Annotated in this window: 13 protein-coding genes; 11 read left to right on the top strand and 2 right to left on the bottom strand. The window is 51.1% G+C overall.

Annotation, left to right across the window (positions count from 1 at the left end; all coding sequences use genetic code 11):
* Nucleotides 1-2 precede the first annotated feature (2 nt).
* The gene (gene argC / locus H9I35_RS06705) at nucleotides 3-941 is read right to left on the bottom strand and encodes an N-acetyl-gamma-glutamyl-phosphate reductase (protein WP_187418660.1); all 939 of its coding nucleotides are present in this window, start codon (nucleotides 939-941) and stop codon (nucleotides 3-5) included.
* A gap of 232 nt (nucleotides 942-1,173) precedes the next feature.
* Entirely contained in the window at nucleotides 1,174-1,863 is a 690-nt protein-coding gene (locus H9I35_RS06700; protein ID WP_187418659.1) for a DNA alkylation repair protein, read from the bottom strand.
* A 104-nt stretch (nucleotides 1,864-1,967) separates the two neighbouring features.
* On the opposite strand from H9I35_RS06700, the gene H9I35_RS06695 reads away from it, so the two are divergent.
* The 11 genes from H9I35_RS06695 (at nucleotide 1,968) to H9I35_RS06645 (ending at nucleotide 15,505) form a co-directional block, all read left to right on the top strand.
* Entirely contained in the window at nucleotides 1,968-2,669 is a 702-nt protein-coding gene (locus H9I35_RS06695; protein ID WP_187418658.1) for an ABC transporter ATP-binding protein, read from the top strand.
* A 2-nt stretch (nucleotides 2,670-2,671) separates the two neighbouring features.
* Nucleotides 2,672-3,502: a hypothetical protein gene (locus tag H9I35_RS06690; protein ID WP_187418657.1), complete on the top strand. Its 831-nt coding sequence runs from the start codon at nucleotides 2,672-2,674 to the stop codon at nucleotides 3,500-3,502.
* 1 nt (nucleotide 3,503) lies between these two features.
* Nucleotides 3,504-4,409, top strand: a complete 906-nt coding sequence (gene pyrF, locus H9I35_RS06685; protein WP_187418656.1) for an orotidine-5'-phosphate decarboxylase — start codon at nucleotides 3,504-3,506, stop codon at nucleotides 4,407-4,409.
* A gap of 199 nt (nucleotides 4,410-4,608) precedes the next feature.
* Nucleotides 4,609-6,390: a flavocytochrome c gene (locus H9I35_RS06680; RefSeq protein ID WP_187418655.1), complete on the top strand. Its 1,782-nt coding sequence runs from the start codon at nucleotides 4,609-4,611 to the stop codon at nucleotides 6,388-6,390.
* Between the two features lie 358 nt (nucleotides 6,391-6,748).
* Nucleotides 6,749-8,647, top strand: coding sequence for a dihydroorotate dehydrogenase (locus H9I35_RS06675; protein ID WP_187418654.1), 1,899 nt, complete (start codon nucleotides 6,749-6,751; stop codon nucleotides 8,645-8,647).
* Between the two features lie 173 nt (nucleotides 8,648-8,820).
* The gene (locus H9I35_RS06670; RefSeq protein WP_187418653.1) at nucleotides 8,821-9,909 is read left to right on the top strand and encodes a 30S ribosomal protein S1; all 1,089 of its coding nucleotides are present in this window, start codon (nucleotides 8,821-8,823) and stop codon (nucleotides 9,907-9,909) included.
* A 2-nt stretch (nucleotides 9,910-9,911) separates the two neighbouring features.
* The gene (locus H9I35_RS06665) at nucleotides 9,912-10,421 is read left to right on the top strand and encodes an HD domain-containing protein (RefSeq protein ID WP_252722620.1); all 510 of its coding nucleotides are present in this window, start codon (nucleotides 9,912-9,914) and stop codon (nucleotides 10,419-10,421) included.
* 235 nt (nucleotides 10,422-10,656) lie between these two features.
* Nucleotides 10,657-11,604 (top strand): bile acid:sodium symporter family protein, encoded by a 948-nt coding sequence (locus H9I35_RS06660; RefSeq protein WP_187418652.1) that lies wholly within the window; start codon nucleotides 10,657-10,659, stop codon nucleotides 11,602-11,604.
* Nucleotides 11,605-11,801: 197 nt separating this feature from the next.
* On the top strand, nucleotides 11,802-12,437 hold the full coding sequence (locus H9I35_RS06655; RefSeq protein WP_187418651.1) for a CDP-alcohol phosphatidyltransferase family protein: 636 nt from the start codon (nucleotides 11,802-11,804) through the stop codon (nucleotides 12,435-12,437).
* A 64-nt stretch (nucleotides 12,438-12,501) separates the two neighbouring features.
* Entirely contained in the window at nucleotides 12,502-13,242 is a 741-nt protein-coding gene (locus tag H9I35_RS06650; RefSeq protein WP_187418650.1) for a metallophosphoesterase family protein, read from the top strand.
* Nucleotides 13,243-13,414: 172 nt separating this feature from the next.
* Nucleotides 13,415-15,505, top strand: coding sequence for a glutamine synthetase III family protein (locus tag H9I35_RS06645; RefSeq protein ID WP_187418649.1), 2,091 nt, complete (start codon nucleotides 13,415-13,417; stop codon nucleotides 15,503-15,505).
* The last annotated feature ends 118 nt before the right edge of the window (nucleotides 15,506-15,623 follow it).

The following is a 15,623-nucleotide window of genomic DNA, read 5'->3' as shown; positions in this document are numbered from 1 at the left end:
CGCTACAGTCCCGTACCTTCGTCGATTCCCATCATTATATTCATACACTGTACCGCAGCTCCCGACGCACCCTTGCCGAGATTGTCGAAGCGCGCGGAGATTACGATGCGCTCGTCGTTTCCGTACACGAATAGCTGCATATCGTTCGTTCCCGAAAGCGTGTTTGCCGCAATAAATCCGCCGTCGATCGTATCCTGCAGTTCCATAACCTTAATAAATTTTGAGCCCTCATAGCGGGATGCAAACATCTCCCGTATGTCAAGGGCGGAAACTTTTTTTGCAAGCAGCCGAGCATGCAGAGACACGGTAACCGTCATACCCGAAAAATAATCGCATATATACGGAGTAAAGACGGGCGGAAAATCCAAGCCGCTTATCTTTTGCATTTCCGGCAAATGCTTGTGATGCTGCGTAAGCGCGTAGAGGCGAGGGGAGGCGAGTTCTTCGGGGCGATTTTCCGCTTCGTACTCTGCGATCGCTTTTTTGCCCGCGCCGCTGTAGCCTGAAACCGCGTGGCACACGACGGGATAATCGCGTCCCATGATGCGCGAAGAGACGAGCGGAAAACAGATCGCGTTAAAGCCGCTCGCATAGCAGCCGGGAACCGCGACTCGTTTCGATCTTTCAATACGGCGTCTGAAATCGCTCGAAAGTTCGGGGAAACCGTAATCCCATCCTTCGGCAGTGCGGTGCGCAGTGGACGCGTCGATGATGCGTACGGCGGGATTCGTGCACAGTTCGGCAGCTTCGACGGCAGCGGCATCGGGGAGACATAAAAACGTAAAGTCGGAATTATTAATTAATTTTTTTCGTTCGTCCGCGTCTTTTCTTTTGTCGTCGTCTATGCGCAGCATTTCGATGTCGCCGCGTTTTGCAAAGCGCTCGTATATCTTTAAGCCCGTCGTCCCTTCCTGTCCGTCGATAAAAACTCTGTATGCCATACGTCTACTATAGTGCACCGAAAAAAAGAGTGCAATCACGACGGACGGTAATACAAATATTCTTTTTTTTCGTTTACGGGTGTTGCGCCTCGCTTCGCTCGGCGCCGGGCTTTGCGGGGTTCCGCGCACAAGCGCTCCATTCCCTCGCTCATGCAGCTCGCTCGGGAACGGCTTCGCCGCCCCTCCAATCCCTAACACAAAAAACCGTAACCTCCGGCTTATAGAAATATGTTTACGGTTTTAATTTCAGACTGCGCAAATATTTTTTGCGCTCATCGGAAACTCGGTAACTTTCGATCGCTTTTTGAATCGTTTTGTTGTGCGTCCATACGTCGAGTTTTTTCTTTTCGATAAAAGGAAGAACGGCATCGTATTGTTTTGCGAGCGCCGTCGCAAAATACCAGGCGACCATCATATTGATATAGTATTCGTCCGAACGTATTTTTGAAACGAGGGCTGCGGACGAAAGCGTAAAGCGTTCGTCGAGAAAAAAGCGCATGAGTATGCCGATGCCGAATCTCACCGTATAGGTTTTCCCCGACGCCATCCATTCCTGCGCTTTTTCGTACAGCGCGGGAATATTTTTTTCGAGCGCTTTCGGACTCATCAAATCGCAGGTTGCCCAGTTGTCGACATAGGGTAAAAACTCGTCGAGTGCGGCGACGACGTCGTTGAAATCGGCAATCGTTTCGATGATAAACGCGTGTATGTTGTTTTCTTCGTAATAAACGTGCGGAAGATTTTTAACAAATTTTTTTGCATCGGGGGTTTTTGCGAACTCTTTTGCAAAAGAGCGGAGAGCGGGAGTCCGTATGCCGATGATCGTTTCGCCCGGAAGCGTCGGCAAAAGCTTTTGCTGAAATCGCCGGTAAACGGTATCCTGCATCGAAAATAATTTTTTTTGAAGCGCCGTTTTCGTCATAAAACGAGTATAGCCGAAACGCAGGCGGGAAGCAAGAAAAGTGCCCTTCCTGCAAAACCATCATAGCACACTGTACGTAAATTCGCTATACTGTCGGTACATCTATGGAACCGATATTGACTGTAGAAAACCTGACGAAGCGCTACGGCGCAAAGCCCGCGCTTAAAAATATTTCGCTCGTACTCGAATCGGGGCGGATCATGGGACTCATGGGGCCGAACGGCAGCGGCAAAACGACGTTTTTGAAAGTCGTCGCCGGTTTGCAAAAGGCGAACGGCGGAAAAGTGTGCGTATGCGGAAATCCGGTCGGCATCGAAAGCAAAAAGTACGTATCCTTTTTACCCGATCGTAATATTATGCCGAAGTGGATGACGGCGCTCGACGCTTTCGATTATTACCGCGATTACTTCGACGATTTCGATATGCGCAAAGCGCTCGATATGCTCGACTTCGTCCGTCTCGAAAAAAATGTTCCCGTTTCGCAGATGGCGAAGGGCATGATCGAAAAGTTGAATTTGACTTTGTGTTTTTCCCGCAAAGCGAAATTGTTTTTGCTCGACGAACCGCTCGGCGGAGTCGATCCCGTCGCAAGGGAGAGGATCGTATCGGCTATCGTCAACACGTACAATCCTTCTTCGTCGATCATCGTGAGCACTCATCTCGTACACGACATCGAACACATGTTCAACGACGTGTGCTTTATCGGCAAGGGCGAAATCGTGCTGTATGAAGATGCGAGCGTGCTGAAAAGCGGACGCGGTATGGACATCGACGAACTGTATATCGATACGTTCAAGGAGATGTGAGCATGATGCAAGCGACGTTGAAACAGGAATGGAAAGCGAGCCGCCTGCGTATTTTGTATACGAGCGCCGTCATCGCGATGGTGCTGCTCGGTGCGGCGCTTATTAATTTTATCGCGTATCAAACGCGGTCGGATCATCTTTCGCTTTTCGGTATGGCAATGTATTTTATCGGATTTTGCTGTATGGGGATTATTCCGCTGTATGCTTTGGTGCGCGGAAGCGGCAATATGCAGCCGATCCTTTTCGGCGATACGGGATGGCTTGCATTGCTTGTACCTGAGCGAAGTTATGTGCAGCTCGGAGCGAGACAGCTCGTAAATCTTGCCGAATACGTCATCTATATGCTGCCGGCTCTGTTGTATCTGTCGTTTATGGCGCCGACTGCGGGGCTGCTCTTTCACGGTGCGTTTTCGCAATATATGCCGTTTCCGGTCAATCCGGGCATGTCCTATGTCGAAAGCATAAAGCAGCTGTACCGCTTTGTGTTTGCCGAACATTTTTTAGAACTCGTACAATTCGGCGCAATGGGCGTCATCTCTTTTGCGAGCTGGCAGGCGATGTTCAATTTTGCGATGGCGCTGTACTCCGCGTTTATCCGCACGAAAAAGCCGAATATGTTTTTGATCGTCGTAATCATCTTTTTTCTGTTTTATTTTCCGATGCGCATCGGTACGCTCGGCTTCGATACCGACGTGAGCGATATGGTGCGGGACTCGTCGTTTTATGGAGCGGTGCTGCGCTATTCGTGGAATCATACGCTGCGTTATGCGATTTTCGGCGCGGTGTATTTTTTGGCGACGGGCTGGCTTATGGAACATAAAATCGAGGTGTGATGTGAAACATGCGATGGAGCGCTTGAGGGAGCTTTCGAAAAAAAACGGACCGCTGTGCGTCGGACTCGACACCGATCCGTCGTATATCCCCGAAAGCGTTTTGCACCGATTCGGCGGAAAAGCGGAAGCGGTTTTCGCATACAACAGAGAAATTATTAATCGAATTGCGGCCGACAAAAGCGCGTGCTGCTGTAAAGTACAGATCGCGTATTACGAAGCGATGGGCGTTGCAGGGATGAGCGCGTATGCAAAAACGCTTTCGGCGGTGAGAGAAGCGGGATTGTCGGTCATATCGGATATCAAGCGAGGCGATATCGCGAATACGGCGGAAGCCTACGCGAGAGCGCATTTTTCGGGCGACTTCGAAACGGATATAGCGACGGTAAATCCGTATATGGGTTTCGATACGCTTTCGCCCTTTGCGGAGTTTTGCAAAAAGGGCAAAGGGATATTCGTTTTACTCCGCACGTCGAATCCCGGAGCGGCGGACATTGAGCGGAAGGAGCTTAAAGACGGCGGTGCGGTGTTCGGCATCGTCGGTGCGGAGCTCAAGCGGCTTGCAAAGGAAAGCGCGGTGCATTATCCGGCCGAGTGCTGTCCGCCCGTCGGTGCCGTCGTCGGCTGTACGGAAGAAAGCGACGCCCGTTTTTTGCGCGACGAGTATTCCGAACTCTTTTTTTTGATCCCCGGCTACGGTGCTCAAGGCGGAAAGGCGCGTGTTGCCGCAGCCCTTCTCGGTAAAGCCGGCGGCGTCGTAAACTCTTCTCGAGCTCTTCTGTGCGCATGGAAAAACGATGCGGATCTCGTGCGAAAAGCGGATGAAGGAGTGATCACGCTTTCCGATATGGCCGATGCGGCCGCACGAAGCGCGCTTTCGGCAAAAGAAGAACTGTCGGCTTTGGCGTAAGCGCCGGCTTTTACATCGTGCATCGGGCAAAGATGCATCGTGTAAAGATTGTCATTTACGAATCGATGTGTTAGTATGAAGTCGGATGGCGCGTTTAAGTAAACTCGATCGAATCTGTAAACTCGGCTCTAAGCGCGGACACGCGGGATTTGTTCTGCCGTCAAGCGCAAGCACAATATGTTTTACAACGGAGGAAAAAATGAAAAAATTCGCTTTTAAGCGGACGGCAGCGGTGATGCTTGCGGTATCGCTGTTTTTTGTTTCTTGCGGAGGCGGAAGCAAATTCAAAGCGGGAACCTATACCGGCGAGGGTACGGGTATGGGCGGCGCGCTCACGGTGCAGGTAAAGCTTTCCGCTTCGAAAATCGAATCGGTTGAAGTGACGAAGCACAACGAAACGCCCGGCATCAGCGATCCTGCGATCGAAAAGATTCCGGCGCAAATCGTAGCTTCCCAAAAAACGAACCTCGACGCTATCGGCGGATGTACGATTACGAGCCGCGCAATCATGCAGGCGGCGGATGCTGCGCTCAAAAGCGCGGGCGTCAATGTCGAAAAGCTGAACTCGGCAACCGTTTCTTCTGCGGAAACGAAAGCGGCCGATGTCGAAAAAACGGCGGACGTTATCGTCGTCGGCGCGGGCGGTGCGGGTATGGCAGCCGGCGTTCAGGCAAATCAAAACGGCGCGACGGTTATCATCATCGAAAAAACGGCACGCGTCGGAGGCGATACGATCATGGCCGGCGGCGCGCTGAACGCGGTAGATGAAGGCAGCGAAACGGCAAAGGCGAACAAGGATTCGGTTGCGCTGCATTACAAGCAGACTTATGAAGGCGGCGACAAACAGGGCGATCCCGCTTTGATTCACGTGCTCACCGACAATGCGTGGAAGGGTGTCGAATGGCTCAAATCGATGGGCATGGAATTCAAGCCCGGCACGTTTACGGTAACCGGCGGTATGTGGCCGCGCGCTCATAAACCGGTAGATCCCGTCGGTACTGGATTTTTCAAAACCTATAACCGCTATATCGATTCGCACGAGGGCATCGAAGTTATGCTCAACACGAAGGGCGAAAGCTTTATCGTCGAAAACGGTAAAGTCGTCGGCGTCAATGCGATCGGTGAAACGGGCAACAAAGTGACGCTCCGCGCGAATAAGGGCGTAGTTCTTGCGACCGGCGGTTTTGCACGCAATGTCGAAATGCGCGAAAAATACAACAAACAATGGCCGACGCTCGGTGCGAATATTCCTTCGACGAACCCGCCGAGTTCAACCGGCGACGGTTTTGCCATGCTCGAACCGCTTCACGCGCAGCTCGTGCAGATGGAAAACATCCAGCTCCTGCCGCTCGGTGATCCCCAAACGGGAAGCCTTTCCGGCAATATCGAAATGGATGTCGAACGCCGCATCTTTGTCAATAAAAACGGCGACCGCTTTGTCGATGAAGGCGCGAGGCGCGACGTTATGACGATGGCGCTGTTCCATCAGCCGGATAACTATATGTGGATCGTACTCGATTCGCACTGCTATCCGACGGGCGACGAAAAAAATAATTTCAACGAATCCGCGAACGAACTCGTTGCGGCCGGCCGCGCGGTGAAAGCGAATTCCGTCGAAGAACTTGCAAAAGCGATGAACGTTCCCGCCGATCATTTGAAAGCCGCGCTCGACGATTTCAATAAACACGTCGCCGATAAATCGAAGGACGCGTTCGGCCGTACGCTTTATTCGACGCCGATCGATACGCCGCCGTTCTATGCGGCTCCCCGCGTTCCGACGGTTCACCACACGATGGGCGGCGTCAAAATCGATACGGGCTGTCACGTGTACAATACCGACGGAAAAATCATTCCGGGCTTGTATGCGGCGGGCGAAGTTACCGGCGGCATACACGGTGCGAACCGCTTGGGCGGCAACGCGCTGACCGATACGGTCGTATTCGGACGCATCGCCGGTGCGAACGCAGCGGCGGGCAAATAATCGTCAGTTTCAAAAGCAGACCTTTCGGAAGGGCTTAGAAGCGCAGGCGATGATGTAAAGGCGGCTTTCCTTTCGGGGAAAGTTGCTTTTTTTACATTGCACAAGTGCAGTTATTTCCAGCGGACAAGAACGGTATGACGGGCCATTAACAGAATTCGAAGGAGTCGTCTGTATATGGTATAGATATAATACCTCTACGGCGGTTCGCTCCGATACATTCGAAAAATAATTTTGTAAACAAGAAATGTAATCGGTTTTTGCTCGCAGCGGACGGCACCCCCTTATTCGGGGTGCCGTTTTTTATACGGGAGCCTCCGTCCGTCTTGCCCTAACTCGCGTAAAATCATATCTTTACACTATGTCCGATACCGCAGCTTGTAAATCTCCTCCGCTCTATGCGAGGGGTACCGTCATATCCTGTGAAAAAGAAAAAGGCGCGCGTCCCGAAGGAAGCGTTTTTCTGCTGAAAGCCGCCATACCGAAGTCGGCAGCTAGACACTGTCAGTCGATGCCGTCTTCGATTCTGCAAGCTGTAAACACTTCCGCCGTGCTGCAGGAAGCCGCGAACGCTGACAGCGCCGTATGCGGCAGAAGTTCGCCGAGCGCGCAGTCCGGCATACCGCTTCCGGGGCAGTTTTATATGCTCCGTGCGGAAAGGTCGGGTGTGCTTTTGGGGCGGCCGGTCAGCGTATTTCATGCCGAAGCGCGCGCGGACGAAATCGAAGTGCAGTTTCTCATCCTTGTAAAGGGACGCGGTACGAGGGAGTTGTGCGCACTGAAAGCGGGAGACACCGTGCTCATGCTCGGCCCAGTCGGAAATACATTTTCCCTTCCGGAAACCGATAAAAAAGTCTGTATCGCAGGCGGCGGTATCGGTGTCGCGCCCGTAGCTGCTTTTGCCGAAACGCTTCCGCCCGGCTCTTACGATTTTTTTGCAAGCTTTAAAAGCGGCTCATACGGTTTGGAGCATATTCGCCCAGAAAAATTAATAATTACGACGGACGACGGAAGCGAAGGCGTTCACGGCATGCTTCCCGAAGCTCTTAGCGAAGATGTGCTCCGCGCGGGAGGCTACGGCGCCGTGTATGCGTGCGGGCCTATGCCTATGCTTTCGTATGTAAAGCGCATAGCCGAAAGTGCGGGTATTCCGTGTTATATAAGTATGGAAAGCCGAATGGCCTGCGGCATGGGCGTCTGTCTCGGCTGCACGATTCACACGAGCGAAGGCAACAAGCGCTGCTGTAAAGACGGCCCCGTTTTCGACAGCCGCATACTCGAATTTCCGAAGCCCCTATCGAAGCCTGCTCGGAAAGCGCTCGACGGATTACCCGATCTTTCGATTGCGATCGGGAAAGTACGTTTTAAAAATCCCGTCATCGCCTCTTCGGGGACTTTCGGATTCGGCACGGAATACGCTTCGGTATTCGACGTCGGAAAGCTCGGCGGCATTGCGAGCAAGGGGTTGACGCTCGAAGCGCGCGAAGGAAACACGGGCATCCGCTTGTGGGAAACGCCTTCGGGTCTCATGAATTCGATCGGACTGCAAAATCCCGGCATCGCTCATTTTATCGATTTCGAACTGCCGGAAATGCTCAAACTGAAAACGGTGACGATAGCGAATCTTTCCGGTTCGACGCTCGAAACCTATGTCGAAGGCGCAAAGCTGCTCGATAAAAGTGCCGTCCCGATCATCGAACTGAATATTTCCTGTCCGAACGTCGCTGCCGGAGGCGCCGCATGGGGTATGACGTGTGCGAATGCGGAAACTGCGGTGCGCGAAGTGCGCGCCGTAACGAAAAAACCGCTCATCGTCAAACTTACGCCGCAAGCGCCCGATTTTACGGGCGTCGCGCTCGCCTGTATCCGCTCGGGTGCGGACGCGCTCAGCATCGGAAATTCGTTTCAAGGCGTCGCCGTCGACATAGAGCGTGGTGTGCCGGTGTTCGATAAAATCAAAGCGGGTTTCGGCGGCCCTGCCGTTCGTCCGATCGCCGTGCGCCTTGTGTGGGAAACCTTCGAAGCGATGCGCTCGCTTCCGCCGCACGACCGCGTGCCGATCGTCGCCGTCGGCGGTATCGAAAAATGGGAAGACGCGGTCGAGTTTATCATGGCGGGAGCGCTTGCAGTCGGAGTCGGTACGAATACTTTTGCAAATCCGCTGACGATGCTCGAAGTGCTTTCGGGTATCGAAGCGTTTATGAAGCGCAAGGGTTACGCGTCCGTGTACGATATGTGCGGCATCGCGCATGAGGATTGATTTCGTTCCGAAAAACATATTGCAATGCGCTGAAAATATAATCGAAAGCGTTATAAAAACCGCAGTTGCCTTGATAGCGACATTGCGGTGATTTGCGCTCCGATACGATTTACGTTTCGGTTTGCGTTCATCCGCGGAATGCGCTATAATCGCGTTCGAAGTATGAGGCTTGTATGAAAAGATTTGATATAGGCGAAAAAGTTTCGCTCAAAGTCGTCGCGGTTTCCGCGGGTACGGTTTTTCTCGACTTGAACGCAAAAAGCGAAGGCGTACTCGATGCGTCCGAGTTTACCGATGAAAACGGCGTCTGTTCGGTACATCCTGGCGATATGCTCGACGTGTATTTTATCGGAAACGAAAACGGAGAATCGCGTTTTACGACGAAGATTTCCGGCGGTAAAGCGGATAAATCGATTCTCGAAAACGCGTATAAAAACGGCATTCCCGTCGAAGGACACGTGAACAAAGAGATCAAAGGCGGTTACGAAGTGACGGTCGGAACAAGCCGCGCATTTTGCCCGTATTCGCAGATGGGCTGGAAGCAAAAGGGAGATGCCGCATCGTTTGTCGGAAAGCATCTCGTTTTTAAAATTCAGGAATACAAAAACGACGGCCGCGACATACTCGTTTCAAACCGCGCCGTCATGGAAGAAGCGCACGAAAAAGAACTCGAAGCGCTCAAGGAGAAATTAAAAGAAGGTATGACGGTCGAAGCGACTGTCGTGTCGCTGCAGACGTACGGCGCCTTTGTCGACATCGGCGGATTCGAAGCGCTTCTGCCGATTTCGGAAATCGCGCGCTCGCGTGTCGACGACGTGAGCGCCGTTTTGCATGTAGGGCAAAAGCTCGACGTAAAAATTATTAAAGCGGACTGGGCGCACGAGCGCGTTTCGGTCAGTGCAAAAGAACTGCTCGCCGATCCGTGGGAGGGGGCTGCGGAAAAATATGCTCCCGGTTTGAAATGCGAGGGAGCCGTTTCGCGCGTCGCACCATTCGGCGTTTTCGTCGAACTCGAACCCGGCATCGACGGGCTCGTGCACATATCGGAAATGGACGGCGTCGACTCTCATACGAATCTGAGTAAAGTTTTTTCGAAAGGACAAAAGATGTCCGTACTCGTCAAAGAAGTAAACGCTCGGGAGCGGCGCATTTCGCTTACGCCGACGACTTCGCTCGAACAGGATAAAACGACGGCGCGTTATATGTCCGGTCAGACCGACGGCGAGGGCTACAATCCCTTTGCATCTCTTTTGCGGAAATAGCGGTGTCGAAAAATAATAAACTTTTGCGCGCGATGATCGCGTACGACAGAGGCGATCCCAAACGCATTCATCACTTTTTGAAAGTGTACGAATTTGCAAAACTGATCTGCGAGGGCGAAAAAGTCGGCGACGAGCTTCGGCACATTACGGAAACGGCGGCGATCGTACACGATATCGGCATTCACCTTGCGGAGCAAAAATACGGCAACGGGCACGGGCATTATCAGGAAATCGAAGGGCCGCCGGAAGCGAAAAAAATGCTCGAAGCGCTCGGTTACGATACGGCGGTGACGGAGCGCGTGTGCCGGCTCGTAAGTCTTCACCACACGTATACGCATATCGACGGCATCGATTATCAAATACTTGTCGAAGCGGATTTTCTCGTAAACATATACGAGCACCATGAAAACGATTCGGACGGCGAAGCGATGAGAGCCGAAGCGCGAGCGGTGCGCAAAACGATTTTCCGCACGGAAACGGGAAAGGCGCTCCTCGACGAATTGTACGGATAGGCGGGGCGTTGCGGGGGCACGAGCGAAAAACGGCCGCCCCCGCTTGAAAGGGGTCGGGTGAAGAGCGGAGCTCTGAACCGAGGGGAAAGGCTTTTCCCCTTTAAGTACTATAATAAATTCGAATCCTTCGTTTATACGGCTTCGTTCGGACAAAGTCTTGCCGTCTTTACACTGCCGTTTAATTTATGCTAAAATACTTTAATATAATTAAAGATACATAAAGGATGTAATTATTATGAAATTTCTTGAAAAGCTGAGCGATTTTTTCGGCAAGTGGATGGCGCTCATCGTCATTGCGGTTGCCGCTCTTGCGCTTTTTGCGCCGCAAACCTGTCTGTGGGTTAAAACGAGCTGGATAAATTGGCTGCTCGGTATCGTGATGTTCGGCATGGGACTTACGCTCAAGATGAGCGATTTTAAAGTCGTGTTCAGCCGGCCGAAAGATATCATCATCGGTTTTATCGCGCAGTTTACGCTCATGCCGCTTATCGCCTTTCTTTTGGCGAAAGCGTTTAATCTGCCGACGGAAATCGCCGTCGGCGTTATCCTTGTCGGCACTTGTCCCGGTGGTACTTCGTCGAACGTCATGACTTATCTTTCCAAAGGTGACGTTCCGCTGTCGGTCGGCATGACCGCTGTATCGACGCTGTTCGCGCCGCTTATGACCCCTCTTTTAACGCTCCTGTATGCGGGGCAGCGTGTCGATGTCAATGCCGTCGCGATGTTTTTGTCGATTGTAAAAGTCGTACTCGTGCCGATTGCGCTCGGTTTGGTGTGCAATTATTTTTTCGAAAAAGCGACGCGCGAGATCGTGCGTATCCTTCCGCTTATTTCGACGATCGCGATCATCATGATTATTGCAAGCGTCGTGTCCGCGAATTCCGCGCGGCTTAAAACGGTCGGCATTGTGGTCGTCGTCGTCGTTATTCTTCACAACCTGCTCGGCTACGCGACGGGATTCGGTGTCGGAAAATTGCTGCGTCTCAATACGACTAAGTGCCGTGCGCTTTCAATCGAAGTCGGTATGCAGAATTCGGGACTTGCGACATCGCTTGCGGCAACGCACTTTGCGCAGTATCCGCTTGCGACGATCCCGGGAGCCGTGTTCAGCGTGTGGCACAATATTTCGGGCGCCGTTTACGCGAACTTCCTCGCAAACCGTCATCCCGAAAAAGCAAAATAATATTCGTTCGCGCTGCATCCGTGCAGCGCTCACTACCGTATTTTTGCAGAGCAAAAATACGCGGCCGTTTTGCAAGAATACGACACGGCATCCGTGCCGTGTATCGAGAGTAAGTTTCCGTTAATGTGTTCGCGCTGCATCCGTGCAGCGTAATGCCGCGTCTTGACACTATGTGTCTTTCAAAACATACTTGCAATATGAAACTTGCAAATGCATTTACATCGGTTCGCATCGTCTTTGCGCCGGTATTTTTCCTTATTTATTTTATCCCGATTTGGACGGGGCGATTTGCCGGTCTTTCGGCATCTCTTATGATCCCTCTTCTGGCGTGCATGGAATTTACCGATTTTCTCGACGGATTTTTTGCGCGTAAAAATCGTGAAGTGAGCGACTTCGGAAAGATGTTCGATCCCTTTGCGGACGTTATCGTGCATTTGACGACATTTACGTGTTTTATGCATTCGTTCGCCGCATCCGTCAAAAGCTATCTTCCGGTATGGATTTTCGTATTGATCCTGTACCGCGAGTTTTCGCAAAATTTTCTCCGTATGGTTGCAGCAAAGCAAGGTACGGCGATCGCCGCGCGAAAGGGCGGAAAACTCAAAACCGTATTTTACGTCGCATCGGGATTTGTATGCCTCATTCCCGAATGTGCGCTGCGCTTTTATGCGGCGAAAGGGGGAGCTGTCGGCAGTATCGTTTTATCCGTCGTGCAGCATACGGAAGCTTGGAAAAACGCCGCGCTCGGTATGTTTATCGCGAGCCTTGCCCTGTGTTATATTTCGTTTGCCGATTACCTCGTACACTTTAAGTCGGTTTTAAAAGATATGTAGGAGCCGATAAAAGTGTTTTTGCGGAAAAACGTACGCCGGATTTACGTTTCCGCGGAGTAAAAAAATGCGGATATTGATAAGTTCCGATATACATGCAAACATATTGGCATGCGAAGCGTTGGCAAAAATATATGCGCGTGAAAAATGCGATTTACACATAACGCTGGGAGATGCCGTTGATTTGGGGCCGTGGCCGAAAGAAACGCTGGAATTTATTAAGAGAGAAAAAACGGTTTATCTGAAAGGCAATCACGAAGAATATAACTGTTCGATAGGGCTCGGACCCGAATTGAAAAAGAGCATAGGAAAATCGGAAGCCGAACACTATCGATGGACAAAAGAGCAAATAGGCATCGATAACGTACGTTATATTGAAAAGCTCCCCTATAAATATCATATCGAAATCGGAAAATATAATCTGTATTTTCAGCATTTCTTTTTGGAAAACGGAATAATCTCCGAATACAATGTATTTGAGTACGGTATTGACGGACTTGATCTCGAGCGCGTATTCGGAATCGAACCGAAGAAAAATAATTTGATTTTTTTCGGACACTTACATAAAGCATTCCTAACGGAGAAAATAAATACATATATAAGCGTAGGATCTGCGGGCTGCGACGGAAAATATTCAAAAGGAAAATCTGCCGATATTATAGAAATCGATAAAAACGCATATACGATAAAGCCGATCGAATTGGAATGGAATACGAAAACGGTTATTAATGAAATTGAAAACAGGAATATGCCCGATAAAGATGCAATCGAAGAATATTTTTTTAATAGAGGAAACGCTGCGACGTAACGCTTTTATGTCGGAAGCACAGCGGCAGCGACCGGTAAATCCGCTTGATTTTTTTGCCGACAAAGGCTATAACTTTATTATGAAAACTGCAAGCGGTGTAAACACTTTTGTAAAAAAGGGGTTTGCATCGTTTTTTTATTTTTAAATGGCGGGATAAACGCCGGAGGACTGTATGCCGAATGTGCAGGAATTGTTCGGAAGCATGGTTTTTAATCAAAAGGTGATGCAGGAGCTTTTGCCGAAAGACACATTTAAAGCGCTCAAAAAAACGCTCGACGGAGGCAGTCCTCTCGAACTTGAAATTGCAAATCAAGTGGCGCACGCGATGAAAGAATGGGCTATTTCAAAAGGCGCGACGCACTATACGCATTGGTTTCAGCCGCTCACCGGCATTACGGCGGAAAAGCATGAAAGCTTTATCGCCCCCGACAAAAACGGCGGCGTTATTATGGAGTTCGGCGGCAAAGAGCTTGTCAAAGGCGAAAGCGATGCGTCGTCATTTCCGTCGGGCGGAAGCCGTGCCACTTTTGAAGCGCGCGGGTACACGGTCTGGGATCCGACTGCGTACGCGTTCGTAAAAGATCATTCGCTGTGTATTCCGACGGCCTTCTGTTCGTACACGGGAGAAGCCCTCGATAAAAAAACGCCGCTCCTTCGTTCCATCGAAGCGCTCAGCAAACAGGCGGTGCGCGTGCTTCGGCTCTTCGGCGAAAAAGACGTCGAACACGTGATTTCCTGCGTCGGCGCCGAACAGGAATATTTTTTGGTCGATGAAAAACTCTATGAAAAGCGCAGAGATCTCCAGATGACGGGGCGTACGCTCTTCGGCGCAAAGCCCGCGAAGGGGCAGGAGATGGACGACCAGTATTTTACCGCGATCACGCCGCGCGTTACGGAATACATGGAAGACTTGAACGAAGAGTTGTGGAAACTCGGTATCTTTGCGAAGACGGAGCACAACGAAACGGCTCCCGCCCAGCACGAAATGGCGCCGATTTTTTCGACGACGAATTTGGCGGCCGATCAAAATCAGCTGACGATGGAGATCATGAAAAAGGTTGCGCGCCGTCACGGGCTTGTGTGCCTGCTCCACGAAAAGCCTTTTGCCGGCATCAACGGCAGCGGCAAACACAACAACTGGTCGATCGAAACCGATTCTGGCGAAGGTCTTTTGAAGCCGGGCGACACACCGAGGGAAAACGCACGCTTTTTGCTTTTCCTCACCGCGGTGATCCGCGCCGTCGACGACAATCAGGATTTGCTGCGCATTTCGGTTGCGAGCGCAGGGAACGATCACCGGCTCGGAGCGAATGAAGCGCCGCCTGCAATCATGTCGATATTCGTCGGCGACGAGCTCGAAGCCGTATTGAAATCGATAAAAGACGGAACGCCGTACAGCGCGAAATCGAAACAGAAAATAAAAATCGGTGCCGACGTTTTGCCGCCCATCCCGAAAGATACGACCGACCGCAACCGCACGTCTCCTTTTGCGTTTACCGTAAATAAATTCGAATTCCGTTCGGTCGGTTCTTCTCTGTCGATTTCGGGGCCGATGACGACGCTCAACGCGATCGTCGCGGATGTTTTGAAAGAGTATGCCGACAGACTCGAAGGTGCGAAAGACTTCAATCAAGCGCTGCAGGAACTTATTAAAAACGAAATTACGGATCACTGGAAAATCATCTTCAACGGCAACGGCTACGGAGACGATTGGGTTTCCGAAGCGGGAAAGCGCGGACTCTTGAACTTGCGCAATCTTCCGGAAGCGGTCGCCGAATACCTCAAGCCGAAAAACGTCAAGCTGTATACCGAAACGGGCATCTACACCGAAGCGGAGATGAAAAGCCACTATGAAGTAAAGCTCGAAAAATACTGCCAAGTGCTCAATATCGAAGTCGGCACGATGCTCGAAATGGTCAATAAAAATATCATGCCCTCCGTGCTCGGCTATATGGATTCGATTGCGGAGACTGTCGTGTCGGTAAAAAATGCCCTTCCGCTTGCAAAATGCGGCGCGGGTATTTCGCTGCTCGAAAAACTCGATACCCTTGCCGATTCTCTTTCGGCAGAGACTGTTTCGCTTTCGGAAAAGCATGCGGCGGCAATCGCAAACGGCGATTATATGCTCCGCGCAAAAGCTTATGCCGACAGTGTGATCCCCGCGATGGAAAAAGTGCGTGCGGTGACCGACGCCATAGAGCCGCTGCTTGCCGAATCGTACAAGCCGTTTCCGTCGTATGAAGATTTGCTTTTCAGCGTGTGACGGGGATGAACCGCAAAAGCAAAAAAACGTAAAAAAAACCTTGCGTTATTTGAAAACTCGATTTATACTTATAAGGTATTTGTAAGATATTACTGGTATCTTACAAACCGCACAAACC

This window comes from Treponema sp. Marseille-Q4132 (genome assembly GCF_014334835.1).
GTDB classification, from domain to species: domain Bacteria; phylum Spirochaetota; class Spirochaetia; order Treponematales; family Treponemataceae; genus Treponema_D; species Treponema_D paredis.
Note: the sequence above shows the minus strand (reverse complement) of the source record. Positions and strands in the feature narration are given on the sequence as shown.

Coding starts and splice junctions, on each gene's coding strand:
- argC (WP_187418660.1), bottom strand. CDS start 941: ATGGCATACAGAGTTTTTATCGACGGACAGGAAGGGACGACGGGCTTA.
- H9I35_RS06700 (WP_187418659.1), bottom strand. CDS start 1,863: ATGACGAAAACGGCGCTTCAAAAAAAATTATTTTCGATGCAGGATACC.
- H9I35_RS06695 (WP_187418658.1), top strand. CDS start 1,968: ATGGAACCGATATTGACTGTAGAAAACCTGACGAAGCGCTACGGCGCA.
- H9I35_RS06690 (WP_187418657.1), top strand. CDS start 2,672: ATGATGCAAGCGACGTTGAAACAGGAATGGAAAGCGAGCCGCCTGCGT.
- H9I35_RS06680 (WP_187418655.1), top strand. CDS start 4,609: ATGAAAAAATTCGCTTTTAAGCGGACGGCAGCGGTGATGCTTGCGGTA.
- H9I35_RS06675 (WP_187418654.1), top strand. CDS start 6,749: ATGTCCGATACCGCAGCTTGTAAATCTCCTCCGCTCTATGCGAGGGGT.
- H9I35_RS06670 (WP_187418653.1), top strand. CDS start 8,821: ATGAAAAGATTTGATATAGGCGAAAAAGTTTCGCTCAAAGTCGTCGCG.
- H9I35_RS06660 (WP_187418652.1), top strand. CDS start 10,657: ATGAAATTTCTTGAAAAGCTGAGCGATTTTTTCGGCAAGTGGATGGCG.
- H9I35_RS06655 (WP_187418651.1), top strand. CDS start 11,802: ATGAAACTTGCAAATGCATTTACATCGGTTCGCATCGTCTTTGCGCCG.
- H9I35_RS06650 (WP_187418650.1), top strand. CDS start 12,502: ATGCGGATATTGATAAGTTCCGATATACATGCAAACATATTGGCATGC.
- H9I35_RS06645 (WP_187418649.1), top strand. CDS start 13,415: ATGCCGAATGTGCAGGAATTGTTCGGAAGCATGGTTTTTAATCAAAAG.